Source organism: Stenotrophomonas sp. YJH_SMC_14-1 (assembly GCF_059372275.1).
Genome location: NZ_JCAFVK010000011.1, coordinates 48,330 through 73,786, shown reverse-complemented (window position 1 = coordinate 73,786; position 25,457 = coordinate 48,330). Strand labels below are relative to the sequence as shown.

Genomic DNA, 25,457 nt, shown 5'->3' with positions numbered 1-25,457 from the left:
AGCGGCCGGCACTACCGATCGTGTGACCGTCTCCACGACGTCGCGCCGGTCCTGCATAATCGGGGCATGAGTGTCCTGCGCTTCGACAATGTCAGCAAACAGTACGCCGGTGGCCACGAGGCACTGACCGATGTCAGCTTCGAGGTCGCGCCGGGCGAGATGCTGTTCGTCACCGGCCATTCCGGTGCGGGCAAAAGCACCCTGCTCAAGTTGATCCACCTGGACGAGCGGCCCAGCCGTGGCGCGGTGGTGTTCGACGAGCGCAACCTGCTGAAGGTGCGTGGCGGCGATGTGCCCCGCCACCGTCGCGCGGTGGGTGCGGTCTACCAGGACCACCGCCTGCTGATGGACCGCTCGATCGCCGAGAACGTGGCGCTGCCGCTGATCCTGCGCGGCACCCGCCGTGGCGACATCAGCAAGCGCGTGCGCTCGGTGCTGGAACGGATGGGCCTGGGCCACCGCGAGAAGGCGCTGCCCTCGCAGCTGTCGGCCGGTGAGCAGCAGCGCGTCGGCATCGCCCGCGCCATCGTCGGTGAGCCCAAGCTGCTGGTGGCCGATGAACCGACCGGCAACCTCGACCCGACCCTGGCGGCGGAGATCATGGCTCTGTTCGCCGAGCTGCCCGCGCGCGGCACCAGCGTGCTGGTGGTCAGCCACGACCTGCCGCTGCTGCGCCGCATGCGCAAGCGCGTGCTGATCCTCGACCACGGCCGGCTGGTGGATGACATCTCGCCGCAGGATCTGGCGGAGTAACCCATGGCGAAGAACGAAAACAGCGAAGCCGCCGCCCCCTCGCGCGTGGGCGTCTGGTTCCAGCACCACGCGCACAGCGTGGTGTTCAGCCTCGGCCGTGCCTGCCGCAAACCGTGGGCGACCCTGCTGACGGTGATGGTCATGGCGCTGGCGCTGGCCCTGCCGCTGGGCCTGTCGATCGCGCTGGACAACCTCAAGCAGTTCGCCGGCAGCGTGCAGCAGTCGCGCGACATCAATGTGTTCCTGAAGGGCAACGTCGATGGCCCCGGCGCGCTGCGCCTGGCCGGCCAGCTGCGCGACCGCGACGACGTGGCCGAAGTGAACGTGCGCACGCCCGAGCAGGGCCTGCAGGAACTGCGCGACGCCGGCCTCGGCGAGGCGATCGACGCACTCAATGACAACCCGCTGCCCTCGCTGCTGGTGATCACCCCCGGCCAGGGCAAGGACGACGCGCGCCTGGCACGCGCGCTGGAGAGCCTGCCCGAGGCCGACCTGGTGCAGCACGATGCACTGTGGCGCCAGCGCCTGGATGCCTGGCTGGCGTTCGGCGCGCGGCTGGTGCAGGTGCTGTCGGTCCTGCTCGGCGTCGGTGCCGCGCTGGTGGTCGGCAACACCGTGCGCCTGGACATCCAGGCCCGCCGCGAAGAGATCGGCGTGCTGCAGCTGCTCGGCGCCAGTGATGGCTTCATCCGCCGCCCGTTCCTGTACCTGGGTGCGTGGTATGGCCTGGGCGCCGGCGCGGTTGCGCTGGCGCTGATCGGCGCCGCCGGTGCCGCGCTGCGCGTACCGCTGGCCGAACTCTCGCGCAGTTACGGCAGCCCGTTCGTGCTGCACGGCCTGGACCTGCTGCACGGGGGCCTGGTCCTGCTCGGCACGCTGCTGCTGGGCTGGCTGGGTGCGTGGCTGGTCACCGGCCACTTCCTGCGCCAGACCCGACCGACCGACACCTGAGACCGGCATGCAACCGCAAGCGCTGAAGCACCTTGAAGGGCCCGCGACGCGGGTGATGGTGGTCGATGGCTCGAAGCTGGTCCGCAAGCTGATCGCCGACGTCCTGCAGCGCGACCTGCCAGGCGTGGAGGTGATCGGCTGCGACAGCATCGAGGATGCGCAGCAGGCGCTGGCGCAGGGCCCGGTGGACCTGGTGACCACCTCGCTGACCCTGCGTGATGGCGACGGCCTGGCGCTGGCGCGGATGGTCCGCGAAGCGGCCGGCCAGGCCTACGTGCCGGTGATCGTGGTGTCCGGCGATGCCCAGCAGCATCTGGAGCAGCGTCGCTTCACCGAGTACGTCACCGACTATTTCGACAAGGCGCTGGGCCACGAGGCGCTGGCGACCTTCATCCGCGGCTATGTGCAGCCGCAGACCATTCCCGGCGCGACCATCCTCTACATCGAGGACAGCCGCGTGGTGGCCGAGGCCACCAAGCGCATGCTCGAGCGCCAGCAGTTGAACGTGCTGCACGTGGTCAGCGCCGAAGAGGCGTTCACCCTGCTCACCGCCGAGTCGCTGGGCCGCAGCCGCCATCGCATCGACCTGGTGCTGACCGACGTCACCCTGAAGGGGGAACTGAGCGGCCGCGACGTGGTGCAGCGCGTGCGCGTGGACTTCGGTTACGGCAAGCGCCGCATGCCGGTGCTGGTGATGACCGGCGACGGCAACCCGCACAACCAGACCGGGCTGCTGCAGTCCGGCGCCAACGACCTGGTACTCAAGCCGATCGAAGAACGGCTGCTGGTCACCAAGGTGCTGTTCCAGCTGCGCCTGGCCCGGTTGAACGATGGACCCCTGATTCGATGAAGTGGTGCAATGATTGATGAAGTAGCGGACACCCCGACGATCCAGCTGGAACCGAGCTGGAAGCAGCATGTCGGCGATTACCTCCTGCAGCCGCAGATGCGCGAGCTGTCCAGCTTCCTGCGCCAGCGCAAGGCCAGTGGCGCAGCGGTATTCCCGCCCGGCCCGCAGATCTTCGCCGCATTCGACGCCACGCCATTTGAGCAGGTGAAGGTGGTGATCCTCGGCCAGGACCCGTACCACGGCCGTGGCCAGGCGCATGGCCTGAGTTTCTCGGTGCCGCCGGGCGTGCCGGTGCCGCCGTCGCTGCTGAACATCTACAAGGAGATCGAAAGCGATCTCGGTATCCCGCGCCCGGAACACGGCTGCCTGATCCCGTGGGCGCAACGCGGCGTGCTGCTGCTCAATGCCGTGCTGACGGTGGAGGAGGGCAAGGCCGGCGCACACCAGGGCCGTGGCTGGGAAGGTTTCACCGATCACGTGGTGGACGTGCTCAACCGCGAACGCGAAGGCTTGGTGTTCATGCTCTGGGGTGCCTACGCGCAGCAGAAGGGCAAGGTCATTGATACCCGTCGCCATCGCGTTCTGAAGGCCCCGCATCCGTCGCCGCTGTCGGCCCATCGTGGCTTCCTCGGCTGCCGCCATTTCTCGATGGCCAACGAGTACCTGCAGCGTCGCGGCCAGGCCCCGATCGACTGGTCGCTGCCGCCGCGCTCGGTGCTCTGAGCGCCGGCTGGCGGCCGGGCCTGAACGCCGGACAACGTTCCCTGGCCTGAATGGGCCTCCAGAACGGCCCGTTCAGCTCCGCTTGACCGGAATCGGCCGGCTTCCGGCAGGTAATTGCTTGAATTCCAAGGGATTGTGAATCCCGAAAAGCGCGCTCGCCACTGTCATCAAATCGCGCTACGGTAGGGCTCTGTTTGGGACCAGTGTTGCATCAATAGGATGCTGGAACTTTTTCCTCCTTTAGCAGTCCAAATCCCGGACTGCTAAGATGGGTGCCTATGAGCCAGAACACCTCTACTGCCCTTGTGGCAAACAATCTCCCGATTCCCAGTGCGCTCGGTTCGCTGGACGCCTACATCGGTGCCGTGCACCAGATCCCGGTGCTGTCGGTCGATGACGAACAGGACCTGGCCCGTCGCTTCCGCGACGGCAACGATCTGGACGCCGCCCGCGAGCTGGTGCATTCGCACCTGCGCTTCGTGGTGCACGTGGCCCGCGGTTACAACGGCTACGGCCTTGCCCTGGGCGATCTGATCCAGGAAGGCAACATCGGCCTGATGAAGGCGGTCAAGCGTTTCGACCCGGACATGGGCGTGCGCCTGGTCTCCTTCGCCGTGCACTGGATCCGTGCAGAGATGCACGAGTTCATCCTGAAGAACTGGCGCATCGTCAAGGTCGCCACCACCAAGGCGCAGCGCAAGCTGTTCTTCAACCTGCGCAAGTCGAAGACGCGTCTGGGCTGGATGAACGCGGCGGAAGTGAGCGCGGTGGCCAAGGACCTGAACGTGTCCGAGCGCGAAGTCATGGAAATGGAGTCGCGCCTGTCCGGCCGCGATATCGGTTTCGACGCGCCGACCGACGAGGACAACGAACACGCACCGCCGTCGCCGGCTGCGTTCCTGGTTGCCGATGACGAAGACCCGTCGATGGCCTACGAGCGCGAGGACAGCGAAGACAACCAGATGCAGCTGCTGCGCGAAGGCCTGGCGGAACTGGATGCCCGCTCGCGCGACATCATCCGCCGTCGCTGGCTGGACGCCGACAGCAAGGTGACGCTGCAGGAGCTGGCCGACGAGTACGGCGTGTCGGCCGAGCGCATCCGCCAGGTTGAGGCGAACGCGCTGAAGAAGATGAAGGCGCTGTTCACCGCGTAAGCGGGAAGGCGTTGGAATGAAGAAAGGCCCGGCGGTGATGCCGGGCCTTTTTGTTTTTGGAGCGCATCCACGCATGGCGTGGATCAATCCTGACGCCAGGGCGGCAGCTGCGCCGACCGGAGCATGCGCTGGACGCTGATTTTCACGCCGTACCACTCGGTGGCACGGTATGATCATGTCACGTGTCTTCCGCACTCGAAGCTTCAACCGCAGTACACGACGTTCTTCACTGACCGATAGAGCCTTGTGCCGCGCGGTGGTGGAAATGCGTCAAGGACTGATTGATGCAGACATAGGGGGCGGCCTTCTCAAAAAGCGAGTTGCGCTGCCGGGCCACGGAAAGCGCGGTAGCGCCCGCGTTATTGTCGCAACCAAGGTGGGGCGCTACTGGTTCTTTCTCTTCTGCTACGAGAAGAGCGCGCGCGCGACCATCAATAGTGCGGAACGGGATGCCCTTCAGCTGTATGCGTCTGAGTTCTTGGGAATGAGCCCTGCACAGTTGGACAGGGCAGTTATCTGCGGAGAACTGCAGGAGATTTGCCATGACAAAGACGGTTGAACATAGACGTGCAAAGAGTGCGATCCTCGATGCGGTGCATGAAGGCGCGGCGGGCCTTTACGCCAGCGGCTTCATCGACAAGCGGCGCATGAGCATGTATGAGGCGCTTTGTCTGGAGCCTGTGCCCGAATACAGCAGCGCCCAGATCCGTGCACTTCGCACGTCGCTGGAACTTAGCCAGCCGGTGTTCGCAGGTGTGCTCAACACCAGCGTTTCGACGGTCCGTAGCTGGGAACAGGGCGAGAAGAAGCCGAGCGGGCCGTCGCTGAAGCTTTTGAACCTGATTGATCGGAAGGGTCTCGAAGCAGTCCTGTAAAGCAAAGGCCCGGCAATGCCGGGCCTTTGCTTTACCGTGGTATTCAATCCGCGCCATGCATGGAAGCGGGGGGGGGCCTCACCCCTCGCGTGCGATCGCGCGCCAGCCGATGTCGTTGCGGTGGAACTCGTTGGCCCAGGTCACCTTGGCCACGCCGGCATAGGCATTGGCCTGCGCGTCGCGCACGCTGTCGCCCAGTGCGGCCACGCACAGCACGCGACCGCCGGCACTGACCACGTGGCCCTGCGCGTCCAATGCAGTTCCCGCATGGAACACCTTGGCACTGGCCGGCACGTCGTCCAGGCCGGAAATCACGTCACCGGTGATCGGCGCTTCCGGGTACGGCCTGGCCGCCAGCACCACGCCCAGCGACGGGCGCGCATCCCACTGCGCTTCGACCTGGTCCAGGCGGCCATCGATGGCGGCTTCCACCAGCTCGACCAGGTCCGACTGCAGGCGCAGCATCACCGGCTGCGTTTCCGGGTCGCCAAAGCGCACGTTGAATTCGATCACCTTCGGCGCGCCGCTGGCGTCGATCATCAGGCCCGCGTAGAGGAAGCCGGTGAACGGGATGCCGTCGGCGATCATGCCCTGCACGGTGGGGTTCACCACCTCGCGCATCACCCGCGCATGCACCTCCGGCGTCACCACCGGGGCTGGCGAATAGGCGCCCATGCCGCCGGTGTTCGGGCCGGTATCGCCGTCGCCGACGCGCTTGTGGTCCTGCGAGGTGGCCATCGGCAGCGCATGCACGCCGTCCACCATCGAAATGAAGCTGGCTTCCTCGCCGTCGAGGAACTCCTCGATGACCACGCGCGCACCGGCATCGCCGAACGCGTTGCCCGAGAGCATGTCACGTACCGCGTCCTCGGCTTCGGCCAGGGTCATCGCCACGATCACGCCCTTTCCGGCGGCCAGGCCATCGGCCTTGACCACGATCGGCGCGCCCTTCTCGCGGATGTAGGTCAGGGCGGCGTCCACGTCGGTGTGCACGGCGTAGAACGCGGTGGGGATGTTGTGGCGGGCCAGGAAGTCCTTGGCGTAGGCCTTGCTGCCTTCCAGCTGCGCGGCGGCGGCGGTCGGCCCGAAGATGCGCAGGCCGGCGGCGCGGAAGCGGTCGACCACGCCAGCCACCAGCGGTACTTCAGGGCCGACCACGGTCAGTGCCACGCCTTCAGCCTGGGCCAGCGCCAGCAGACCGTCGATATCGGTGACTTTCACCGCCACGTTGCGGCACTTGTCTTCGCTGGCGGTGCCAGCGTTGCCGGGTGCCACGATCACTTCGGTGACACGGGAGGACTGGGCCAGCTTCCATGCCAGGGCGTGTTCGCGGCCGCCAGAGCCGATGACGAGGATCTTCATGGGACAGGGTTCTCGGGTACGGAAGAGAAAAGCCGGGCAGGGCCCGGCTTCGTGATGCGGATCAGTGGCGGAAGTGGCGCACGCCGGTGAACACCATCGCCAGGCCATGTTCGTCGGCGGCGGCGATCACTTCGGCATCGCGCATCGAACCGCCCGGCTGGATGACCGCCTTGATGCCGGCGGCAGCAGCGGCGTCGATGCCGTCGCGGAACGGGAAGAACGCATCGGAAGCCATCACCGAACCCTCGACCACCAAGTTCGCATCGGCGGCCTTGATGCCGGCGATGCGGGCCGAGTACACGCGGCTCATCTGGCCGGCGCCCACGCCAATCGTACGGTTGTCCTTGGCGTACACAATCGCGTTGGACTTCACGAACTTGGCCACCTTCCAGGCGAACAGCAGGTCGGTGAACTGCTTGTCGGTCGGCGCCAGCTTGCTGACCACCTTCAGCTCGTCGCGGGTCATGCCGCGGTTGTCCGAGGACTGCAGCAGCAGGCCCGAGCCGACGCGCTTGCTGTCGAAGTTGTTCAGGCCATCACCATGCGGGATGCGCAGCACGCGCACGTTGGCCTTCTTCTGCGCGTATTCCAGCGCGGCCGGCTCGTAGTCCGGGGCAATCAGCACTTCCACGAACTGGCGGTCCAGGATCACCTTGGCAGTGGCAGCGTCGAGCGGCTTGTTGAAGGCGATGATGCCGCCGAAGGCGCTGGTCGGGTCGGTGGCGTAGGCCAGCTCGTAGGCATCGCCGTTGCCGGCACCCACCGCCACGCCGCACGGATTGGCGTGCTTGACGATCACGCAGGCCGGCGCGTCGAACTGGCGCACGCATTCCCACGCCGCGTCGGCATCGGCCAGGTTGTTGTAGCTCAGTTCCTTGCCCTGCAGCTGCTGGAACGTGGCCAGCGTGCCCGGCACCGGGTGCAGGTCGCGGTAGAAGGCGCCGCTCTGGTGCGGGTTCTCGCCGTAGCGCAGGTCCATCATCTTCACGAAGGTGGAGTTCATCTGCGCCGGGTACTCGGCGCGGGTCGGCACGGCGGCGTCGGTGGCGGTGACCGCCGACAGGTAGTTGCTGATCGCGGCGTCGTACTGGGCAACGCGGTTGAACGCGGCCACCGAGAACGCGAAGCGGGTGGCGGCCGACAGTTGGCCGTTGTTGGCCGCCAGCGAGGCCAGCAGTTCGGCGTACTGCGACGGGTCGGTGGCCACTGCCACGCGGGCGAAGTTCTTGGCTGCCGAACGCAGCATGGCCGGGCCGCCGATGTCGATGTTCTCGACCGCGTCGGCCAGGGTGCAGTCGGCCTTGGCGGTGACCGATTCGAACGGGTACAGGTTCAGCACCAGCAGGTCGATGGCACCGATGCCGTGCTCAGCCATCACCGCATCATCCAGGCCCGAACGGCCGAGCAGGCCGCCGTGCACCATCGGGTGCAGGGTCTTGACCCGGCCGTCCATCATTTCGGGGAAACCGGTGACGTCGGCCACGTCCTTCACGGCCAGGCCCGCATCGCGGATCGCCTTGGCGGTGCCGCCGGTGGACAGCAGCTCCACGCCGCGTGCCGCCAGCGCAGTGGCCAGCTCGACCAGACCGGTCTTGTCGGAAACGGAGAGGAGGGCCCGGCGGACGGGCAACAGATCAGCAGTCATGGGACAGAATCGGCAGCGGAGCGGGGCCGATATTGTAGGCGGTGGGGGCCGGTGGCGGGCGCTGGAAGGGGTAATTTGCCGTGGCGATCGACGCAAGGCCGGGTCGGGCACACCGATCCGGCCCGATCCGGGGGCTGGCCTGCGGACCAGAGCAGGGTTGCCGGAATCTGCCAACGATGGGGTAGGCTGTGCCCGCACTGCCAAGGATCAGCGGGTACGGATCATGTCGATCTATGCATTGAAGGGACGTTTCCAGGACCTGTTGCGTCCGGCCGTACGCGGCCTGTACCGCAGGGGGATCACCGCCAACACGGTGACCATGGCCGCTGCCGTGGTCTCGCTGCTGGTGGCTGCGGCCGTGTGGTGCTGCGCGCCGGCGCAGCCCCTGCTGTACCTGCTGCTGCCACTGTGGATGCTGCTGCGCATGGCGCTCAACGCCGTGGACGGCATGCTGGCCCGCGAGTTCGGCCAGCAGTCGCGGCTGGGCGCCTATCTGAACGAGCTGTGCGATGTGGTTGCCGATGCGGCGCTGTACCTGAGCCTGCTCAGCGTGCCGGGCGTGCGCCCGGAAGCGCTGTGGCTGCTGGCCTGGACCGCGGCCCTGAGCGAGTACGCCGGGGTGCTGGGGCTGATGGTCGGGGCCAGCCGCCGCTATGACGGCCCGATGGGCAAGAGCGACCGCGCGTTCGTGATCGGTGCGCTGGGCCTGCTGCTGGCGTTCGAGTGGGTTGGCGCGATGACGGTCACTGGCGTGGCCGCGGTCATGGCGGTGCTGTGCGTGCTGACGATGGTCAACCGCGTCCGTCGGGGACTGCGGGAAGCAGCGGTTTCGTCGAATTAATCAAGCAGATACAAGAAGACAATCAGGAGATTGCATGCGTCAGGCGCAGGAACGGGAATTCCACAGCTTCGACCAGGTACCGCTGTTCTACCGGTACTGGGCGGGCACCACCGCAACGCCGGCCACCAAGGCCATCGTGCTGCTGCACCGCGGCCATGAGCACTCCGGCCGGGTCACCCACCTGGTCGATGAGCTGGACCTGCCCGACACCGCCTTCTTCGCCTGGGACGCGCGCGGCAATGGCCGTTCGCCGGGCGCACGGGGCGATGCACCGGGCTTCCCGGCGCTGGTGCGTGATCTGGACAGTTTCATCGCCCACATCGGCGCCGAGCACGGCATTGCGGTGGAAGACATCGTGGTGATCGCGCAGAGCGTAGGGGCGGTGGTCGCCGCGACCTGGGTGCACGACTACGCACCACGCCTGCGCGCGCTGGTGATGGCTTCGCCGGCGTTCAAGGTGAAGCTGTACGTGCCGTTCGCACGCCCGGGCCTGGCGCTGATGCAGAAGCTGCGCGGCAATTTCTTCGTCAACAGCTACGTCAAGCCGCAGTGGCTGACCCATGACCCGGCGCGGGTGGAAAGCTATCGCACCGACCCGCTGATCACCCGGCCGATTTCGGTGCGCGTGCTGCTGGGCCTGTACGAGGCGGCCGACCGCATCGTGGCCGATGCGCAGGCGATCAGCGTACCGGTGCAGCTGCTGGTGTCCGGCTCGGATTTCGTCGTGCACCGTGGCCCGCAGGACCGCTTCTACGAGCGCCTGTCCAGCCCGATCAAGGAGCGTGTGCATCTGCCGGGCTTCTTCCACGACACGCTGGGTGAGCGCGATCGTGCACCAGCACTGGCGCGCATCCGCAGCTTCATCCAGGCGCGTTTTGCCGAGCCGCTGCGCGAGCTGTCACGGCGCGACGCGCACCGTCACGGGCCAACCTTCGAAGAATCCGAGATCCTGGCCTGGCCACCGGAGCGCAACAGCCTGGCCGACCTGCGCTGGCGCGTGGTGCGTGGCGGCCTGCGCTTCGGCGGCACGCTGTCCGAAGGCATCGCGCTGGGCCTGCGGACCGGTTTCGATTCCGGCAGCACGCTCGACTACATCTATCGCGACCAAGCGCGCGGCAAGGGCCCGCTCGGCCGCATGGTCGACCGCAATTATCTGGACGCGATCGGCTGGCGTGGCATCCGCGTGCGCGGCCAGCACCTGCAGGAACTGCTGCGCGACGCTGCCCAGCGCCTGCGCGGGCAGGGCACGCCGGTGCGTGTGCTGGACGTGGCCGCCGGCCATGGCCGGTATGTGCTGGAAGCGCTGGGCCAGGGCGAACAGTGCGCCGACCGTATCGTGCTGCGTGATTTCAGCGCTCTGAACGTGACCCAGGGCCAAGCGTTGATCGAGCGCCTGGGTGCGGCCGACATCGCCCGCTTCGAGCAGGGCGATGCGTTCGATCCGGCGCAACTGGCCAAGGTCGATCCAGTACCGACACTGGCGGTGGTCTCGGGCCTGTACGAACTGTTCCCCGACAACGACGCCGTGCTGCGCTCGCTGCAGGGCATTGCCGCAACGGTGCCGGTGGGCGGCTACCTGGCCTACACCGGCCAACCCTGGCACCCGCAGCTGGAATTCATCGCGCGCGCCTTGACCAGCCATCGCGGTGGCGCGGCGTGGGTGATGCGTCGCCGTACCCAGCAGGAGATGGATGAGCTGGTGCGCCTGGCCGGTTTCGAGAAGGTGGCGCAGCGCATCGACGACTTCGGCATCTTCACCGTGTCGCTGGCGCGCCGGACCGCGTGATGGCGACGCTCGCCGCAACCCCGCTGGCCGCGGAAGGGCGCCCCTGGCGGTGCGCCCTGCTGTGGCTGGCCCTGCTGGGTCCGTTCTTCTTCGCAAGCTACGGCTTCGCCAACTGGATGGCCGGCCGCCACGCCACCCTGCCGGTGATGGCGTTCGCGTGGGAGACACGCATCCCGTTCGTGCCGTGGACGATCGTGCCGTACTGGTCGATCGATCTGTTCTACGCAATCTCGTTCTTCCTGTGCCGGCATCGCTTGGAACTGGACCGGCATGCGCTGCGACTGTTCAGTGCGCAGGTCATCGCGGTCACCTGTTTTCTGCTGTGGCCGCTGCGCTTCAGCTTCGAACGGCCGGAGATCGGCGGCGTGTTCGGCTGGCTGTTCGATGTGCTGCTGGGCTTCGACAAGCCGTTCAACCAGGCGCCGTCGCTGCACATCGTGCTGTTGATCGTGCTGTGGGTGAAGTTCGCGCAGTACCTGCATGGCGCGTGGCGCGGGCTACTGCATGTGTGGGCACTGCTGATCGGCGTCTCGGTGCTGACCACGTTCCAGCACCATTTCATCGATATCCCGACCGGCCTGCTGGCCGGTTGGCTGTGCGTCTGGCTGTGGCCGGAGCAGGGCACGCCACCATTGCGGGCCTGGCACACCGCGCGTGATGAGAGGCGTTGGCGATTGGCAGCGTTGTACCTGCTGGGGGCCGCCGTATTGCTGGTGCCGGTGGTGCTTCTGCGTGGCGCCGCGTTGTGGCTGCTGTGGCCGGTGGCGTCGTTGCTGCTGGTGGCGCTGGCCTATGCCGGGCTGGGTACAGCGGTGTTCCAGAAGCGCGCCGATGGCCGCCTGACGATGGCCGCGCGATGGCTGCTGGCACCGTACCTGGGCGCTGCCTGGATCAACTCGCGGCTGTGGACGCGGCGTGCGCCGCAGCCGGTGCCGGTGATGGACGGTGTGTGGCTGGGGCGCATTCCCTCTGAGGCATTGCCGGCCCCCCTGATGGGCGTGGTCGATGCCTGCGCCGAGCTGTCCTGTCGCGCGCAGGGCGCCGCGTATGCCAGCGTGCCGATGCTGGACCTGGTGGTCCCTGCACCGGAACAGCTGTGCGAAGCGGCCGAGGCCATCGAGCGCCTGCATGCGCACGGACCGTTGCTGGTGTGCTGTGCGCTGGGCTATTCGCGCAGCGCCGCCAGCGTGGCCACCTGGCTGCTGCGCAGTGGTCGTGCGGCCGATGCGGACGCGGCGGTGGCGATCGTGCGTGCTGCGCGCCCTGGCATCGTGCTGGGTACGGCCCATCTGCGTGCCATCACCGACGCGGCAGGAGTGCGCGCATGAGCACGGTTCCCGATCTGGCGACCATGCAGCTGCTGCTGCGGCAGGGGCGTTGGCCGGCATGCCTGTCGCTGGGGCTGCTGCTGGTGGCATTGCTGCTGCTCGGCACCGAGCCGGGCCTGGCGATGATCGCTGCTGGGTTGCTGCTGGCCAGCATGTCTGCAGGGGTGGCCCAGACGTACCACGCGTGGCGGGTTGCGCTGGACGCCAGCCTGCTGCAGCTGCTGCGCGATGAGCGCCTGGACGGCGATGCCGCCGCGCGCCGCACTGATCAGCTGCTGCACGACAGTGGCCTGCGCCGCGCGTCGCCCGATGCGCCCCTGCGGGGCTGGGACGCGCGCTGGGCCGGCATGCGTCGCCTGCTGCTGCGCCAGTACCTGCTGACAGCGGTGCAGTTCGCACTGCTGGTGCTGGCCGTGTTGTGGCCGCAGACGTGAACGGGAGGGACCAATGTTCGCCGAACTGATTGCCCGCGCCTGCAGTGGTTCGATCCATGTAGTGACCGGTGCCCGCGCGCTGTGGATCGGTTGCGCGCCGTCCAGCGAGCGCCGTGTGTACTACGGCAACCACGCCAGCCATGGCGACTTCGTGCTGATCTGGTCGTCGATGCCGCCTGCGTTGCGGCGCCAGGTGCGGCCAGTTGCCGCGGCCGAATACTGGCAGCGCGACGGCCTGCGTCGCTACCTGATCGATGCGGTGTTCAACGGCGTGCTGGTCGAGCGCGAGGCCGGCCATCGCCAGCAGGATCCGCTGCAGGCCCTGCGTGACGCGGTGGACGAAGACTGCTCGCTGATCCTGTTTCCGGAAGGTACCCGCAACGTGGGCGATGAGCCGCTGCTGCCGTTCAAGAGCGGCATCTATCACCTGGCACGGCAACGGCCGGAGCTGGAATTCGTGCCGGTGTGGATCGACAACCTGAAGCGGGTGATGCCCAAGGGCCGGTTCCTGCCGCTGCCGCTGCTGTGCACGGCCACCTTCGGTACGCCGCTGCGGCTGCAGGCCGACGAGGACAAGGCGGCCTTCCTGGCCCGCAGCCGGCAGGCGCTGCTGGACCTGGCGCCGAACGGGGGGCGCGCATGAGTTTCCTGATCGATGTGTCCGGCGACCTGGCAGCGCAGAGCGTGGGCCAGCAGACCGGCCTGCTGTTCGCTGGCGTCGGTGCGGTGCTGGTACTGGCCACGCTGGTGGCCGAAACGCTGCGATGGCGCCAGCGCGGCCGGCCCAGCGCGGTCATCGCCAACCTGGTGTCGCGCATCCGCGCGTGGTGGGTAATGGCGATCGTGGTCGGGCTGGCGCTGTTCTTCGGCCGCGCCGGGGTGATCGTGCTGTTCGCGATCATCTCGCTGTTCGCACTGCGCGAGTTCATCACCCTGGCGCCGACCCGCTCAGGCGATTACTACGCGCTGCTGGCCGCGTTCTACATCGTGCTGCCGTGGCAGTACTACCTGGTGTGGATCGACTGGTACGGCATGTACACGCTGCTGATTCCGGTCTACGCGTTCCTGTTCCTGCCGATCCTGTCGACCATCGGCGGCGATACCACGCACTACCTGGAGCGCACGGCGAAGGTGCAGTGGGGGCTGATGATCTGCGTGTTCTGCATCTCGCACGTGCCGCTGCTGCTGAACCTGCACGTGCCGGGCCATGACCCCTCGCGCAACGTGCTGCTGTTTGCTTTCCTGGTGATCGTGGTGCAGTCCTCGGACGTGCTGCAGTACATCTGGGGCAAGTTGTTGGGCAAGCACCTGATCGCGCCGAAGCTGTCGCCGTCGAAGACGGTGGAGGGCTTCGTCGGCGGCGTGCTGAGTGCCAGCGCACTGGGCGCGGCGCTGTGGTGGATCACCCCGTTCACGCCGCTGCAGGCGTTCGGCCTGTCGCTGCTGATCAACCTGATGGGGTTCTGGGGCGGCCTGGTGATGTCGGCGATCAAGCGTGACCGGGGCATCAAGGACTGGGGCCACATGATCGAGGGCCATGGCGGCATGCTCGACCGGCTGGATTCGGTGTGCTTCGCCGCGCCGGTGTTCTTCCACGTGGTGCGGTATTACTGGAAGGCGGGCGGCGGCGGTTGATTCTGCCGGCTTCCATCCACGCATGGCGCGGTTCTACTGGTAGTGGCGGCCGCTGGCCGGCAACTGCAACATCCTGCCATCGTTCATGGGGTTGCCGGCCAGCGGCCGGCACTACCCGCGCGCGCTTACGCGCTGATGCCGTATTCCTTCAGCTTCTTGCGCAGGGTGGCACGGTGGATGCCCAGCATCGCGGCGGCGCGGCTCTGGTTGCCTTCGCAGTGGTTGAGCACTTCCACGAACAGCGGGATCTCCATCTCGCGCAGCACGATCTCGTAGACATCGTCCGCGTCGCAGCCATCGAGGTCACGCAGGTAACGGCGCACGGATTGGGCGACATGTTCACGCAGCGGTGGCCGGGGAGCGCCACGACTGTTGTCAGGACGAGAGAGGACAGCGTTCAAGGGGGTTCCCGATTCGGTGGGCCCGTGCGCGCGGTGCGCGCGGCCGGACGAGGTGGTGGCGGCCAGTCTAGCGCGAGCGTGCCCGGCCTGCCACGGCCGGTCGCCTTTTCACGTTCAGAGGAAGTCGAAGGTGAATGCGACGGTGGATGCGGCGGGCTCCTGCACACGGAAGGCGACGCGCGCGCTCTGGCCCGGTTCCAGCAGGGCGGCGCCGGGGTTCTCGCCCAGGTACTGCGCAGGCGTGAACACGCCGCTGCCGATCACCCGGCCATCAGCGTCGGACAGTGACAGACGCAGGTCCGGCCAGGCCTGTGCCCAGCGTGCGTCGTTGCGGATGCTGGCCTGCACCTGCAGCACGCCGGCCTGCCCGGGCAGCGGCCGGATCTCGCGGCTGGTCATGGTGAAGGCGGTCGGTTCATGCCAGGCCGGCAGGCTGCAGCGCAGGAGGCCGCAGAGCGTGCCCAGCCAAGCACGGTTGCCGGCGTCGGCGGCCAGCCGCGCACGGTCGGCCAGCACGCTCTGCAGCACCAGCAGCAGCGCCAGCCCTGCAACCAGCAGCCAGTGCCAGCGCGGTGCCGGCAGGCTGCGGGGGCGCGCACTGCCAAGGAAACTCGGCGCGTCAACGGCGGCCGTCGTCGCCGGCACTGCAACCGGTGCCGACGCGATGGCCGCAATGTCATCAACGATGACAGGCGCATCGTCGTGCTGCATCTCTGCCGCCACATGCGTCGCTTCGGCGGGCCCGGCTGGCACCTGCATGGCAGGCGACGCGTGTTCTTCCGGTTCCTGCGTGCGCGCATCGGTCGCAGGCACGGGCGAACCTTCCGGGGCGGTGCGCAGGAAGGTTGCCAGAGGGCGTCGCGGTGGGTTCGGCTCGGACATGCTCAGGGTGCGGGCTCGGATCCAGCAGTCATTCAACCACGATCAGGCGCGGCGCACGCCGGTGATGCGCATCCAGTCGCCATCCTGGGTCGCCTGCAGGTCGTCGAACCATTCGGCATAGCGCTGCAGCAGTTCACCTTCCTGGCCGTGCAGGATGCCGGACAGGGCAATACGGCCGCCGGCAGCCACGCGCGCGGCCAGCAGCTCGGCCAACGCGTCCAGTGCCGAGGCGAGGATGTTGGCGACCACGATCGGGTAGGTGGCGACCGGTTCGTCCGGCGGCAGGTACACATGCATGCGCGCCTGTTCGCCGTTGCGCTCGGCATTGTCGGCGGTGGCGACCAGGGCCTGCGGATCGTTGTCCACGCCGATGGCCTCAGCGGCGCCCAGCTTCAACGCGGCAAGCGCAAGGATGCCGGAGCCGCAACCGAAGTCGAGCACGCGCTGGCCCTGCAGCAGGCCATCCACGGCCAGCTGGTCCAGCCAGCGCAGGCAGAGCGCGGTGGTCGGATGGGTGCCCGAGCCGAACGCCAGGCCCGGGTCCAGCCGCACCACGGCGGCGTCGGCCGCCTGTGCGGCCTCCGGCAGTTCATGGTTCCACGGCACGATCCAGGTGCGGCTGCCGAAAGCCATCGGCTGGAACTGGTCCAGCCAGGCGCGTTCCCAGTCCTCGTCCTCGACCGCGCGGAAACTGCCGCTGCTCCAGTCAAGTTCCGGGTCGAACGCCTCCAGCGCGGCCAGCAGCAGCAATGCGTTGCTGTCGGCGGGAAACAGCGCGCTCAGCACCAGGGTGTCCCATAGCGGGGTCTCGCCCACGCCCGGCTCGAGAATGGCCTGTTCGTTGCTGGTATCGGCCTCGGCATCAAGCAGCGTGACGGCCAGTGCGCCGACATCCTCCAGCGCATTCTCATAGCGGGGCTGGGTAGCTTCGGTGCAACGCAGGGTCAGTTCCAGGAACGGCATGGCGGTGGGGGCAATCGCGGGAAAGGGGGCCATGCTAGACCATCGGAGCGTCTCCGTATTGCCTGAGATGCCGCTCGGAGATGAACGGAACCGATTCAGACAGGCCTGGCGGGCCTTGCTAAACTTGGTGCTTTCCTGTGCGCCATGAACGCTCACTGCCGCCAATGGCCTTTGCTCCGACCCTGAAAACCTGGTTGCTCGTGCTGCCGGCGGTGGCCGTGCTGGGCGTGGCCGGGTATCGGGCCAGCGGCCATGCCGGGTCGGTACCGGTGACCGCAGGCGAACTGCCGACGGCGCAGGTTGCGGCGGACGATGCGGCGCCCCTGCCGGTCGTGCCGGAAGCGTTGGCGCGTCGCCTGGCGGCGTTCGAGCGCGGCAACGCGCTGCCTTCGGGCCTGCCGCTGGACCTGCGCGCGGACATCGAGGATGCCACCGATCTGTACGCCTACGCGCAGCGCCTGCGCGTGCAGGCCGACGACGGCAATCACGAGGCGCGCTGGATGCTCAGCCGGGTCTACGACTACTGCGCGCAGTACGCCATCGATCCGGGCGGTTATCGGTTGGACAACAATGTGCTGGCCGGGCTGGGCCTGACCGCTGCACCGGCGATGGTGCAGGCACGCGAGCGCGTGGCGCAGCGCTGTGGCGGCTTCGTGCCGGGCGACAAGCTGGGGTCCGCGCTGGTGCTGGCCGAGCGCCGCAAGGCGGCCACGCAGGGCAACCTCGCAGCGGAAGCATCGCTGTTTGCCGAAGGCGAGCCGCTGAATGACAGCCCCGAGTACCGCCGTAACCTGGTCGAGCGGGTGCGCACATCGCGCGATCCGGAGGCCTTCATGGCCATTGCACCGGGCATGGGCGTGCGCGCGGCGGGCGACCAGGCGCTCACTGGCCTGGTGGCGGGTGAACAGCTCAGTGAACTGGCGTGGCGGGTTGCGGCCTGCGAGCTCGGTCTACCGTGTGGTGCCGACAGCGTGCTGGTCAACAGTTTTTGCGCGAATGGAGGGATCTGTTCGCAGGATGGGACGCAGGATTTCCGGGATTTCGTGTATGACGCTGCGGTTTCGCGGCAAGGTGCGGGGAAAATGAAGCAGTGGATCAAGCGATTGGTTGGAAAGAGGGGCGGGCAATGAACTACCGTCGATTCCTGCATGGGGCCAAGTTCTGGTTCTGGGTGGCACTGTTCGTGGCCTATTCGGCCGGCGCGGTCGGGCTGTTGATGATCGACACCTATGAAGATCGTTACCGGCATCTGTCGAAAGTGGAACTGACCACGGTGAAGGCGCAGGAAGATGTGCGCCGCGTGGGTGCCAGCCAGGTCGCTGCGGTCTATCGCGCGCAGAGCGGCATGCCGTTTGCTTCGTTGCCGGCAGGCAGTACCTTCCAGGTGGTGTGGCCCGATGGGTCCACTGAGACGATGGTGATCGTCGACCCGAGCTCGCCCAATGGTGTTCGCCCGCTGGCGAATTCGCAGATCCCGGCCGAAGCTGCCGACAAGCGCTGATGCACCTGCCGTAGAGCCGAGCCCGGCTCCGCGGCAATGGAAAAAGGGCGGGGATATCCCCGCCCTTTTCATGTCCAGTACCTGCTGCCGATCAGGTCAGTGCGATCGGCTTGTTCTTGCGCTCGGCAAGACGCTTTTCCAGGTAGTGAATGTTCTGGCCACCGGCCTGGAAGCCCTTGTCGCGCATGATCCGCTGCTGCAGGGCGATGTTGGTCTTGATGCCGTCGACCACCATCTCGCTCAGCGCCACCCGCATGCGGGCGATGGCAGTTTCGCGGTCCGGGCCGTGCACGATCAGCTTGCCGATCATCGAGTCGTAATTCGACGGCACGCGGTAGCCACTGTAGATGTGGGTATCCACGCGCACGCCGGGGCCACCCGGCGGATGGAAGCCGGTGATGGTGCCCGGGCTCGGCACGAAGGTCTCGGCGTCTTCGGCGTTGATGCGGCACTCGATCGCGTGGCCGGTCAGCACCACGTCGCTCTGCTTGATCGACAGCTTCTGGCCGGCGGCGATCTTCAGCTGCTCGGCCACCAGGTCGATGCCGGTGACCATTTCGGTGACCGGATGTTCCACCTGGATGCGGGTGTTCATCTCGATGAAGTAGAAGCGGCCGTCTTCGTACAGGAACTCGAAGGTGCCGGCGCCGCGGTAGCCGATGCGCACGCAGGCTTCGGTGCAGACCTTGCCGATCTGCTCGCGCTGTTCGGCGGTGATGCCCGGTGCCGGCGCTTCTTCCACCACCTTCTGGTGGCGGCGCTGCATCGAGCAGTCGCGCTCACCCAGGTGGATGGCGTTGCCCTGGCCGTCGGCCAGCACCTGGATTTCCACGTGGCGCGGGTTCTCCAGGAACTTCTCCATGTAGACCTCGCCATTGCCGAACGCGGCCTTGGCCTCGCTCTTGGTGGTTTCGATCGAGGTCTTCAACGAGGCCTCGGCATGCACCACGCGCATGCCGCGACCGCCACCGCCACCGGCCGCCTTGATGATGACCGGGTAGCCGATCTCACGGGCGATCTTGGTGTTGGCGACGATGTCATCGCCCAGCGGGCCGCCCGAACCGGGCACACACGGCACGCCGGCCGACTTCATCGCGCGGATGGCTTCGACCTTGTCGCCCATCATGCGGATGGTGTCAGCCTTGGGGCCGATGAAGATGAAGCCGGATTCTTCCACGCGCTCGGCGAAGTCGGCGTTCTCCGACAGGAAGCCGTAACCGGGATGGATCGCCTGCGCGTCGGTGACTTCAGCGGCGGCAATCAGCGCCGGAATGTTGAGGTAGCTCTGCGGCGACGGCGCCGGGCCGATGCAGACCGACTCGTCGGCCATGGCCACATGCTTGAGGTTGCGGTCGACCGTGGAATGCACGGCCACCGTGCGGATGCCAAGGGTGTGGCACGCGCGCAGGATGCGCAGCGCGATCTCCCCTCGGTTGGCGATGACGACTTTGTCGAGCATGGCGTGCCCCTCAGCCGATCACGAACAGCGGCTGGTCGAATTCCACCGGCTGGCCGTTCTCGCCGAGGATGGCGACGATGGTGCCGGACGTGTCGGCTTCGATCGGGTTGAACATCTTCATTGCTTCGATGATGGCCAGGGTCTCGCCTTCCTTGACCTGCTGCCCAACGGTGACGAAGGCCGGCTTGTCCGGTGCGGACGACGCGTAGAAGGTGCCGACCATCGGCGAGCGCAGCACGTGGCCTTCCGGCAGTGCCGGGCCCGGCTTGGCGGTGCCGCCGGTGGAGGCTTCGGTCGGCGACTGCATCGGCATCGCCTGCGGTGCCGGGGCGGCCGGAGCGGCGTACACCGGGGCGGCGACCGGGGCGGCATAGCCGGCCACCGGGGCACGCGACAGGCGCACCGACTCTTCGCCTTCCTTGATTTCGATTTCAGCCAGGTTCGACTCTTCCAGCAGGTCGATCAGCTTCTTGATTTTGCGCAGATCCATGAGGGCCTCTTTGGTTTCTATCTAGGTGAGGAGAGCGCCGTGGGCGCCCGGGTCGACAATCAGGTGGCGGATACCCGCAGCAGCGCCGCGTCCATCGCGTAGCGGTAGCTGTCGGCACCGAAGCCGCACACCACGCCCACCGCCTTGTCACTGAAGTAGCTGTGCTGGCGGAACGGTTCGCGGGTATGCGGGTTGGACAGGTGGATCTCGATGAACGGCACCGCCACCGCGGCCAGCGCATCGCGCAGGGCAACCGAGGTGTGGGTGAAGGCGGCGGGGTTGATCAGGATGAAAGCGGTTCCGTCGTCGCGTGCGGCCTGCACGCGGTCCACCAGCACGTGCTCGGCATTGGACTGCAGGCTCTCCACCGCATGTCCGGCGGCCGATGCCTGGCTGGCCAGGGCCTGGTCGATGTCGGCCAGCGTGGTGTGGCCGTAGACCTCCGGCTCGCGTGTGCCGAGCAGGTTGAGGTTGGGGCCGTGCAGGACCAGCAGCTTCGCCATGGGATCCGGAAGACGGGAAAGGGCGGCAGTCTGGCGGAACCGGCGGATGCTGTCCAGTTCGGCGAAGTTTGCAGCGTTTCAATCGAACGTTTGAAATCTGCCGGAGCGCTTGTGGCCGTATGGCGGGCCCTGGATCAAGGCGCGCTGAATGGCTCGCAGGGCGGGGATGCTTGCACGTAGGCCGACGATGGCGGCAGGCATGGGCAGGCTGATGCTGCCATGGGCGGTGCTGCGGTAGATCCACGCCACGCGCGGATGAGGCTACCGGTCAGTAGATCCACGCCACGGGTGGATGATGGGCCTCCGGTCGGTAGATCCACGCCATGGGTGGATGAAGGACGTTCGGTACGTAGCACGCTACGCACCCACCGAGGGGCAGCCCAAGGTGCGCCGCACACCTACTGCCCCCCGCCACGCCCCCGCTCACGTCTCCAGCGGCACCGTCGGCACCACATTCGGAAACACCTCTTCCAGCGGTTCCCGTTCTCCAGGCTTCGGTGCCGGCCAGTTGTAGGCATTCACCGGCTGCGCGCGGTTTACCCACAACGCGTAATACAGGTGGTCGGCGCGGCCATCACCGGTATTGGGGTGGATCAGGATGGTCAGGCCCAGGCTGTTGAGCTGCAGCCAGGGCACCAGCACCGGCAGCAGGTCGTTGGTGAAGCCGAAGTAGAACGACGGGGTGACGTGCGGCCCGCGTGGTTCCAGGTTCCAGTTGCCCAGCTCCACCGGGAAGCGCTCGGCCGCCCAGCGCCGCAGCAGCGCAGCCTTCTCGAAGCTGTCCTCGTCGAAGTAGATGTGCGCGTGATAGCTCTTGATGTCGGTGTAGGCGCGTGGGGTCACGGGCAGGGTGGCCTCGCCGGGACGCACGCTGGCCGGGCGCGGGGTCGGTTCGCTGGCCGTGGCCTGGCCCCAGGGGCTGCGCCCTTCTGGTGCTGGCGGCACGATGGCACGGAAGCCGGGGCGGCCAGGCTCGGTGGTGTTCACCGCGTCGTTGCCGCGCGGTGCTGCGGCGGCCGTCGATGCACTGGCCAGGCCGCCAGCGGCCAGACCCGCCGAAGCGATCAGGCGGCGCCGCGCCGGCGACAGCAGGTCGGCCCAGTGGGCGTCATCATCGCCGGCGTCGGTGAGGGTCTGCGGGTCCGGGTGCATGAAGGGCTCCGTGGCGGCATCGTGTGGGCAGGCAAGCACGCTCGGGCACCCGCATCCACAGCGTCCAATAAGCAGGGGGCATCACCTCATGCAGGTGCGCCCCGTTGTCGTTGAGCGTGGCCGCTGGGCGGGCTAGGGTGCAGGTCTGCCGCCCGGAGCCCTTCCATGATCTCGCCCGATGCCGACACACAGCAAAAGCGCGCGTTCTTCCGCCAGCTGCACGCGCAGGGTTGCTTCGTGCTGCCCAACCCGTGGGATGTGGGCAGTGCCCGCTACCTGCAGCGGCAGGGCTTCCAGGCACTGGCCACCACCAGTGCCGGCTGCGCTTGGAGCGAAGGACGTCCGGACGGAGCGGTTTCGCTGCAGGCCACGCTGGCGCATCTGCGCGTGATGGCGGCAGCGACCCCATTGCCGTTGAATGCCGACTTCGGTGATGGCTTCGGCGCCACGCCGCAGGCGGTGCAGGAGGCGGTGGCCGCGGCGATCGACACCGGCATTGCGGCATTGTCGATCGAGGATGCCAGCGGCGTGGCCGATGCACCGCTGCGTCCGATCGACCAGGCGGTCGAGCGCCTGCGCGCTGCCCGTGCAGCCATCGACCGCGCGGGTGGCGACGTGCTGCTGGTCGGCCGCGCCGAGAACTTCTTCGTTGGCGTGCCGGATCTGCAGGACACCCTGCAGCGCCTGCGTGCCTACGCAGAGGCCGGTGCCGACGTGCTGTATGCACCTGGCATCAGCACGCGCGAGCAGATCAGCGCGGTGGTCGCCGCTGCCGGGTCGAAGCCGGTGAACCTGCTGGTCGGTGGACCGACACCGCTGCGCCTGCAGGACATTGCCGCGCTCGGCATTCGCCGGGTGAGCCTGGGCGGCGCACTCGCCCGTGCCGCGTGGGGCGGGCTGATGCAGGCGACCCAGCCGATCGTGCAGGACGGACGCTTCGATGGGCTGCAGCAGGCGGCGTCGGGCACGGCCTTGAACGCCCTGTTCCGCTGACGGAAACCCCGGCACTGGCCCAGGCCAGCAGACGGCAGTAGATCCACGCCATGCGTGGATGGATGCGCCTGCGATTACAGCGCCTGCATCCCGCCCTTGGGCAGCGTCACGCCAGGCTCCAGCGCCGGCAGCAGTTGCCGCAGCAGCGCGGGGTTGTCCAGCAGTGCAGCGCCGTCAATGAAACTCCATCGGGTTGTGCCGACGCGGCGCACGGCGAGCATGAACGAGGTGCTGCGCATCGGCGCCTCGCGCACGCGCAGCAGCGATTGGCGTGGCACGAAGCAGACTTCTTCATCACCGGCTGCATAGGTGCGGCCCGGCACACCGGCCTCGTCGCTGATGATGGTGACCCCGGCCTTGCGCAGCTCTTTCAGGGTGTCGCGGGTCATCCGCGCATAGGCCTCATCGCCCCCGGCCAGGCGCTTCAGGCTGGGATGGGTGCGGGCGATGATCAGCTCGGCATCGCCGCGGGCGAATGCGCCCATCATCGCCTGCACGTCCTGGCGCAGGGCCGCCGACTCGTCGGCGCTGAGTACGCCGGCCCGCGCCGCCGGGGCCATCGCGGCCAGCAGCAGGAGCAACAGGGGAACAAGCAGGTATCGGCGCATCGGCGGGTGTCTCACAGGGCACCGCCGCACTATACGGTGGATGCGAAAACAGCGTCCCATCGATGGCGCTGGTATCCCGAAAATCACTACTTACTATCGGTAGGGAGTGATTTCTGGAGACCCCCCATGCACAGCCTCATTGTCATCGCCCACCCTGAACCCGGTTCGCTGACCCATGCGATGGCGCATCGCATCGGCGACGCCATCACTGCTGCCGACGCCGGCAACACCGTGGCCTACGCCGATCTGATGGCCGAAGGCTTCGATCCACGCTTCAACGCCCAGGACCAGGCTTTGTTCCGCAGCACTGGCGCGGTACCGGCCGACATCGCCGCCGAGCACGCACGGCTGGAGGCGACCGATGCACTGGTGCTGGTGTTCCCGTTGTACTGGTGGTCGTTCCCGGCACTGCTGAAGGGCTGGATCGACCGGGTCTTCACCAACGAATGGGCCTACGCACAGGATGCGCAGGGCAAGCTGGTGAAGAAGCTGCAGCGCCTGAACGTGCATCTGGTGGGGCTGGGCGGCGCCGATGCAGCGATGGTTGAACGTCGTGGCTACGATGCGGCGATGAAGACGCAGATCGACATGGGCATCTTCGACTACTGCGGCGCGCGCGTGCTGACGTCCGACCTGCTGCTGGATGCCGATACCGGTGCGGCCGGAACGCATCTGCAGACCGCGCTGGCGATCGGCCGTAAAATAGGCACCCCGATGCGCTGATCGCCGTGTTCCGCCGATGCCTGCCAACGCCGCTCCCACGCGCCGCCGATTGACCCGCGAGCAACGCGCCCGCCAGTTGCTGGACGTGGCCTGGGCGCTGGTTGGCGAAGAAGGCACCGACGCGTTGACGCTGGGTCGGCTGGCCGAGGCGGCGGGCGTGACCAAGCCGGTGGCCTACGATCACTTCGTGACCCGCAACGGCCTGCTGGCCGCGCTCTACGATGACTATGACGGGCGCCAGACGGTGGTATTCCACGAGCGCATCGGCCGCGCCCGCGCGCAGCTGGCCGACCGTGCGGCGGCCATCGCCTCCGGCTACATCGACTGCATCCTCAGCCAGGGCAGTGAAGTGCAGGGCATCCTCGCCGCGCTGGTAGGAGCGCCGGAACTGCACGAGGTGCGGCGGCGTTACCAGCAGGACTTCATCGACAACTGCGACGTATGGCTGGGTCCGTTTGCCGCCGATGGCACGGTGCCCCTTGCTGGGCGCTGGGCGATTCTCGGTGCGGCTGAAGCCCTGTCCGAAGCCGTGGCGGCAGGCGCGCTGGACAAGACCAACGCCGAGGCCGAGCTGCAGCGGCTGATCGTGGCGACGGTCAAGCGGCGTTGAGCGGCTTCGGGCGTCAGGCCCCGGCGGTGGTGCTGGCCATCTTGGCGAATCCTGCCGCCAGCTGATCGCGCACCAGTGCGTCGCGCGCGTCACGGCTTTCAGAACCCAATACCACGGTGATCAGGCGTACCGGCTGATCCCGCCCGGGCACTGCCCGGCATGCGGTGGCGGCCAGGCAGAAGCCTGCTGCCTGGGTGTAGCCGGTCTTCAAGCCATCCACGCCGTCATCGCCAAGCAACGCGTTCTGGTTGTTGCGGCTGAAGCTGCCATGCACGAACGCGCGCTGCGCGGTGATTGCCCGTATCTGCGGATGGTCATTCAGCAGGCAGGCGGCCAGCACTGCCATGTCGCGCGCGCTGGATGCATGGCGCGGCGTGGTGATGCCGGAGACGCTGGCGAACCAGCTGCTGCGCAGGCCGAGCTGGCGTGCGTGCCGGTTCATGCGCTCCAGGAACGCAGGCTGCGATCCGTCCAGGTGGCGCGCGATGGCCAGCGCCGCGTCATTGCCGGAGACGATCATCAACCCTTCCAGCAGGCGCGCGAGCGTGACCGTTTCGCCGGGCACCAGGCCCATGCGCGTTTCATCGTCGGCGACCGCATGCACGTCGTCGGCGGCGATGGTGACTTCGTCGCGCCACGAGCGCCCGCGCTCCTCGACACATTCGTAAGCCGCGTAGGCGGTCATCAGCTTGGTCAGCGAGGCCGGCTGCCTGGCGATATCCGCGTTGTGCTGGTGAATCACCGCGAAAGTTGCCGCATCGAGGGTGATGGACGACAGCGGTGCACGCGCAGGAGCAGGAGACGGCATGGAAGCGACGATGGCAGTGGGAACCCA

General features: G+C 67.5%; 29 protein-coding genes. 18 read left to right on the top strand and 11 right to left on the bottom strand.

The window, feature by feature from the left end:
* Positions 1–66 precede the first annotated feature (66 nt).
* From ftsE to AC5P9P_RS18695, 7 genes are all read left to right on the top strand, one after another.
* Positions 67–753: a cell division ATP-binding protein FtsE gene (ftsE, locus tag AC5P9P_RS18725; protein ID WP_005411273.1), complete on the top strand. Its 687-nt coding sequence runs from the start codon at positions 67–69 to the stop codon at positions 751–753.
* 3 nt (positions 754–756) lie between these two features.
* Complete coding sequence (gene ftsX, locus AC5P9P_RS18720; RefSeq protein WP_005414664.1) at positions 757–1,704, top strand: permease-like cell division protein FtsX; 948 nt, start codon at positions 757–759, stop codon at positions 1,702–1,704.
* A 7-nt stretch (positions 1,705–1,711) separates the two neighbouring features.
* Positions 1,712–2,554, top strand: a complete 843-nt coding sequence (locus AC5P9P_RS18715) for a response regulator (RefSeq protein ID WP_033834069.1) — start codon at positions 1,712–1,714, stop codon at positions 2,552–2,554.
* A gap of 9 nt (positions 2,555–2,563) precedes the next feature.
* Positions 2,564–3,277 carry a uracil-DNA glycosylase gene (gene ung / locus AC5P9P_RS18710; protein WP_033834068.1) on the top strand — a complete coding sequence of 238 codons (714 nt, stop codon included), beginning with the start codon at positions 2,564–2,566 and terminating at the stop codon, positions 3,275–3,277.
* 278 nt (positions 3,278–3,555) lie between these two features.
* Positions 3,556–4,431 (top strand): RNA polymerase sigma factor RpoH, encoded by an 876-nt coding sequence (gene rpoH / locus AC5P9P_RS18705; RefSeq protein ID WP_005411269.1) that lies wholly within the window; start codon positions 3,556–3,558, stop codon positions 4,429–4,431.
* 175 nt (positions 4,432–4,606) lie between these two features.
* Positions 4,607–4,990: a type II toxin-antitoxin system RelE/ParE family toxin gene (locus AC5P9P_RS18700; protein WP_049403536.1), complete on the top strand. Its 384-nt coding sequence runs from the start codon at positions 4,607–4,609 to the stop codon at positions 4,988–4,990.
* Entirely contained in the window at positions 4,974–5,306 is a 333-nt protein-coding gene (locus AC5P9P_RS18695; protein WP_005414661.1) for a helix-turn-helix domain-containing protein, read from the top strand. Before AC5P9P_RS18700 ends, AC5P9P_RS18695 begins: the two co-directional genes overlap by 17 nt.
* 78 nt (positions 5,307–5,384) lie before the next feature.
* Here AC5P9P_RS18695 and purD read toward each other — a convergent pair whose 3' ends face one another.
* The gene (purD, locus tag AC5P9P_RS18690) at positions 5,385–6,668 is read right to left on the bottom strand and encodes a phosphoribosylamine--glycine ligase (RefSeq protein WP_049403519.1); all 1,284 of its coding nucleotides are present in this window, start codon (positions 6,666–6,668) and stop codon (positions 5,385–5,387) included.
* A gap of 61 nt (positions 6,669–6,729) precedes the next feature.
* Positions 6,730–8,313, bottom strand: coding sequence for a bifunctional phosphoribosylaminoimidazolecarboxamide formyltransferase/IMP cyclohydrolase (purH, locus tag AC5P9P_RS18685; RefSeq protein ID WP_033834066.1), 1,584 nt, complete (start codon positions 8,311–8,313; stop codon positions 6,730–6,732).
* 223 nt (positions 8,314–8,536) lie between these two features.
* On the opposite strand from purH, the gene AC5P9P_RS18680 reads away from it, so the two are divergent.
* From AC5P9P_RS18680 to AC5P9P_RS18655, 6 genes are read left to right on the top strand one after another with little or no spacing between them, the layout of a single operon-like run.
* Positions 8,537–9,154, top strand: a complete 618-nt coding sequence (locus AC5P9P_RS18680; RefSeq protein ID WP_288418977.1) for a CDP-alcohol phosphatidyltransferase family protein — start codon at positions 8,537–8,539, stop codon at positions 9,152–9,154.
* 34 nt (positions 9,155–9,188) lie between these two features.
* Positions 9,189–10,940, top strand: a complete 1,752-nt coding sequence (locus AC5P9P_RS18675; RefSeq protein WP_288418979.1) for a bifunctional alpha/beta hydrolase/class I SAM-dependent methyltransferase — start codon at positions 9,189–9,191, stop codon at positions 10,938–10,940.
* 23 nt (positions 10,941–10,963) lie between these two features.
* Entirely contained in the window at positions 10,964–12,268 is a 1,305-nt protein-coding gene (locus tag AC5P9P_RS18670) for a phosphatase PAP2/dual specificity phosphatase family protein (RefSeq protein ID WP_495233024.1), read from the top strand.
* Positions 12,265–12,702 (top strand): hypothetical protein, encoded by a 438-nt coding sequence (locus tag AC5P9P_RS18665; protein WP_033834060.1) that lies wholly within the window; start codon positions 12,265–12,267, stop codon positions 12,700–12,702. The genes AC5P9P_RS18670 and AC5P9P_RS18665 overlap by 4 nt, the downstream gene beginning before the upstream one ends.
* Positions 12,703–12,715: 13 nt before the next feature.
* Entirely contained in the window at positions 12,716–13,345 is a 630-nt protein-coding gene (locus tag AC5P9P_RS18660) for a lysophospholipid acyltransferase family protein (protein ID WP_495233020.1), read from the top strand.
* The gene (locus AC5P9P_RS18655; protein WP_005414654.1) at positions 13,342–14,337 is read left to right on the top strand and encodes a phosphatidate cytidylyltransferase; all 996 of its coding nucleotides are present in this window, start codon (positions 13,342–13,344) and stop codon (positions 14,335–14,337) included. Before AC5P9P_RS18660 ends, AC5P9P_RS18655 begins: the two co-directional genes overlap by 4 nt.
* 125 nt (positions 14,338–14,462) lie before the next feature.
* Here AC5P9P_RS18655 and fis read toward each other — a convergent pair whose 3' ends face one another.
* The 3 genes from fis to prmA form a co-directional block, all read right to left on the bottom strand.
* Positions 14,463–14,738: a DNA-binding transcriptional regulator Fis gene (gene fis / locus AC5P9P_RS18650; RefSeq protein ID WP_005419706.1), complete on the bottom strand. Its 276-nt coding sequence runs from the start codon at positions 14,736–14,738 to the stop codon at positions 14,463–14,465.
* Between the two features lie 114 nt (positions 14,739–14,852).
* Positions 14,853–15,620: a DUF3426 domain-containing protein gene (locus AC5P9P_RS18645; protein ID WP_032967027.1), complete on the bottom strand. Its 768-nt coding sequence runs from the start codon at positions 15,618–15,620 to the stop codon at positions 14,853–14,855.
* Between the two features lie 42 nt (positions 15,621–15,662).
* Positions 15,663–16,583, bottom strand: a complete 921-nt coding sequence (gene prmA, locus AC5P9P_RS18640) for a 50S ribosomal protein L11 methyltransferase (protein ID WP_012481409.1) — start codon at positions 16,581–16,583, stop codon at positions 15,663–15,665.
* 164 nt (positions 16,584–16,747) lie between these two features.
* Here prmA and AC5P9P_RS18635 point away from each other — a divergent pair, with 164 nt between their 5' ends.
* Together AC5P9P_RS18635 and AC5P9P_RS18630 are read left to right on the top strand one after the other, a co-directional pair.
* Positions 16,748–17,713, top strand: coding sequence for a hypothetical protein (locus AC5P9P_RS18635; protein WP_049403524.1), 966 nt, complete (start codon positions 16,748–16,750; stop codon positions 17,711–17,713).
* Positions 17,710–18,084, top strand: coding sequence for a hypothetical protein (locus tag AC5P9P_RS18630; RefSeq protein ID WP_005411254.1), 375 nt, complete (start codon positions 17,710–17,712; stop codon positions 18,082–18,084). The genes AC5P9P_RS18635 and AC5P9P_RS18630 overlap by 4 nt, the downstream gene beginning before the upstream one ends.
* A 91-nt stretch (positions 18,085–18,175) precedes the next feature.
* Here the strand turns inward: AC5P9P_RS18630 and accC are convergent, their stop codons facing one another.
* The 4 genes from accC to AC5P9P_RS18610 all read right to left on the bottom strand — a co-directional run bounded on the left by accC (position 18,176) and on the right by AC5P9P_RS18610 (position 21,688).
* Positions 18,176–19,543, bottom strand: a complete 1,368-nt coding sequence (accC, locus tag AC5P9P_RS18625; RefSeq protein WP_005411253.1) for an acetyl-CoA carboxylase biotin carboxylase subunit — start codon at positions 19,541–19,543, stop codon at positions 18,176–18,178.
* A gap of 10 nt (positions 19,544–19,553) precedes the next feature.
* The gene (gene accB, locus AC5P9P_RS18620; RefSeq protein WP_005411252.1) at positions 19,554–20,033 is read right to left on the bottom strand and encodes an acetyl-CoA carboxylase biotin carboxyl carrier protein; all 480 of its coding nucleotides are present in this window, start codon (positions 20,031–20,033) and stop codon (positions 19,554–19,556) included.
* A 59-nt stretch (positions 20,034–20,092) separates the two neighbouring features.
* Complete coding sequence (aroQ, locus tag AC5P9P_RS18615; RefSeq protein ID WP_005411251.1) at positions 20,093–20,536, bottom strand: type II 3-dehydroquinate dehydratase; 444 nt, start codon at positions 20,534–20,536, stop codon at positions 20,093–20,095.
* A 423-nt stretch (positions 20,537–20,959) separates the two neighbouring features.
* Positions 20,960–21,688: a DOPA 4,5-dioxygenase family protein gene (locus tag AC5P9P_RS18610; RefSeq protein ID WP_033834056.1), complete on the bottom strand. Its 729-nt coding sequence runs from the start codon at positions 21,686–21,688 to the stop codon at positions 20,960–20,962.
* A gap of 165 nt (positions 21,689–21,853) precedes the next feature.
* Between AC5P9P_RS18610 and AC5P9P_RS18605 the strand changes: the two genes are divergently transcribed.
* Positions 21,854–22,681: an isocitrate lyase/PEP mutase family protein gene (locus tag AC5P9P_RS18605; protein ID WP_049403527.1), complete on the top strand. Its 828-nt coding sequence runs from the start codon at positions 21,854–21,856 to the stop codon at positions 22,679–22,681.
* A 74-nt stretch (positions 22,682–22,755) separates the two neighbouring features.
* On the opposite strand, the gene AC5P9P_RS18600 is transcribed toward AC5P9P_RS18605, so the two are convergent.
* The gene (locus tag AC5P9P_RS18600; protein WP_033834054.1) at positions 22,756–23,289 is read right to left on the bottom strand and encodes a hypothetical protein; all 534 of its coding nucleotides are present in this window, start codon (positions 23,287–23,289) and stop codon (positions 22,756–22,758) included.
* Positions 23,290–23,415: 126 nt separating this feature from the next.
* Between AC5P9P_RS18600 and AC5P9P_RS18595 the strand changes: the two genes are divergently transcribed.
* Both AC5P9P_RS18595 and AC5P9P_RS18590 read left to right on the top strand, forming a co-directional pair.
* Complete coding sequence (locus AC5P9P_RS18595; RefSeq protein ID WP_049403528.1) at positions 23,416–24,012, top strand: NAD(P)H-dependent oxidoreductase; 597 nt, start codon at positions 23,416–23,418, stop codon at positions 24,010–24,012.
* 16 nt (positions 24,013–24,028) lie between these two features.
* Positions 24,029–24,622, top strand: coding sequence for a TetR/AcrR family transcriptional regulator (locus AC5P9P_RS18590; RefSeq protein WP_005414647.1), 594 nt, complete (start codon positions 24,029–24,031; stop codon positions 24,620–24,622).
* 13 nt (positions 24,623–24,635) lie between these two features.
* Here AC5P9P_RS18590 and AC5P9P_RS18585 read toward each other — a convergent pair whose 3' ends face one another.
* Entirely contained in the window at positions 24,636–25,430 is a 795-nt protein-coding gene (locus AC5P9P_RS18585) for a D-alanyl-D-alanine carboxypeptidase family protein (RefSeq protein ID WP_495233019.1), read from the bottom strand.
* Between the last annotated feature and the right edge of the window lie 27 nt (positions 25,431–25,457).

Excerpts from the sequence above, each read along its gene's own strand:
- ung (WP_033834068.1), top strand. The coding sequence starts at position 2,564 with ATGATTGATGAAGTAGCGGACACCCCGACGATCCAGCTGGAACCGAGC.
- AC5P9P_RS18645 (WP_032967027.1), bottom strand. The coding sequence starts at position 15,620 with ATGTCCGAGCCGAACCCACCGCGACGCCCTCTGGCAACCTTCCTGCGC.
- AC5P9P_RS18600 (WP_033834054.1), bottom strand. The coding sequence starts at position 23,289 with ATGCGCCGATACCTGCTTGTTCCCCTGTTGCTCCTGCTGCTGGCCGCG.
- AC5P9P_RS18680 (WP_288418977.1), top strand. The coding sequence starts at position 8,537 with ATGTCGATCTATGCATTGAAGGGACGTTTCCAGGACCTGTTGCGTCCG.
- AC5P9P_RS18655 (WP_005414654.1), top strand. The coding sequence starts at position 13,342 with ATGAGTTTCCTGATCGATGTGTCCGGCGACCTGGCAGCGCAGAGCGTG.
- prmA (WP_012481409.1), bottom strand. The coding sequence starts at position 16,583 with ATGCCGTTCCTGGAACTGACCCTGCGTTGCACCGAAGCTACCCAGCCC.
- AC5P9P_RS18695 (WP_005414661.1), top strand. The coding sequence starts at position 4,974 with ATGACAAAGACGGTTGAACATAGACGTGCAAAGAGTGCGATCCTCGAT.
- AC5P9P_RS18715 (WP_033834069.1), top strand. The coding sequence starts at position 1,712 with ATGCAACCGCAAGCGCTGAAGCACCTTGAAGGGCCCGCGACGCGGGTG.
- AC5P9P_RS18605 (WP_049403527.1), top strand. The coding sequence starts at position 21,854 with ATGATCTCGCCCGATGCCGACACACAGCAAAAGCGCGCGTTCTTCCGC.
- ftsX (WP_005414664.1), top strand. The coding sequence starts at position 757 with ATGGCGAAGAACGAAAACAGCGAAGCCGCCGCCCCCTCGCGCGTGGGC.
- AC5P9P_RS18630 (WP_005411254.1), top strand. The coding sequence starts at position 17,710 with ATGAACTACCGTCGATTCCTGCATGGGGCCAAGTTCTGGTTCTGGGTG.
- purH (WP_033834066.1), bottom strand. The coding sequence starts at position 8,313 with ATGACTGCTGATCTGTTGCCCGTCCGCCGGGCCCTCCTCTCCGTTTCC.
- purD (WP_049403519.1), bottom strand. The coding sequence starts at position 6,668 with ATGAAGATCCTCGTCATCGGCTCTGGCGGCCGCGAACACGCCCTGGCA.
- ftsE (WP_005411273.1), top strand. The coding sequence starts at position 67 with ATGAGTGTCCTGCGCTTCGACAATGTCAGCAAACAGTACGCCGGTGGC.
- AC5P9P_RS18665 (WP_033834060.1), top strand. The coding sequence starts at position 12,265 with ATGAGCACGGTTCCCGATCTGGCGACCATGCAGCTGCTGCTGCGGCAG.
- rpoH (WP_005411269.1), top strand. The coding sequence starts at position 3,556 with ATGAGCCAGAACACCTCTACTGCCCTTGTGGCAAACAATCTCCCGATT.
- accC (WP_005411253.1), bottom strand. The coding sequence starts at position 19,543 with ATGCTCGACAAAGTCGTCATCGCCAACCGAGGGGAGATCGCGCTGCGC.
- AC5P9P_RS18700 (WP_049403536.1), top strand. The coding sequence starts at position 4,607 with ATGTCACGTGTCTTCCGCACTCGAAGCTTCAACCGCAGTACACGACGT.
- AC5P9P_RS18675 (WP_288418979.1), top strand. The coding sequence starts at position 9,189 with ATGCGTCAGGCGCAGGAACGGGAATTCCACAGCTTCGACCAGGTACCG.
- AC5P9P_RS18660 (WP_495233020.1), top strand. The coding sequence starts at position 12,716 with ATGTTCGCCGAACTGATTGCCCGCGCCTGCAGTGGTTCGATCCATGTA.
- accB (WP_005411252.1), bottom strand. The coding sequence starts at position 20,033 with ATGGATCTGCGCAAAATCAAGAAGCTGATCGACCTGCTGGAAGAGTCG.
- AC5P9P_RS18635 (WP_049403524.1), top strand. The coding sequence starts at position 16,748 with ATGGCCTTTGCTCCGACCCTGAAAACCTGGTTGCTCGTGCTGCCGGCG.
- aroQ (WP_005411251.1), bottom strand. The coding sequence starts at position 20,536 with ATGGCGAAGCTGCTGGTCCTGCACGGCCCCAACCTCAACCTGCTCGGC.
- AC5P9P_RS18595 (WP_049403528.1), top strand. The coding sequence starts at position 23,416 with ATGCACAGCCTCATTGTCATCGCCCACCCTGAACCCGGTTCGCTGACC.
- AC5P9P_RS18610 (WP_033834056.1), bottom strand. The coding sequence starts at position 21,688 with ATGCACCCGGACCCGCAGACCCTCACCGACGCCGGCGATGATGACGCC.
- AC5P9P_RS18585 (WP_495233019.1), bottom strand. The coding sequence starts at position 25,430 with ATGCCGTCTCCTGCTCCTGCGCGTGCACCGCTGTCGTCCATCACCCTC.
- AC5P9P_RS18590 (WP_005414647.1), top strand. The coding sequence starts at position 24,029 with ATGCCTGCCAACGCCGCTCCCACGCGCCGCCGATTGACCCGCGAGCAA.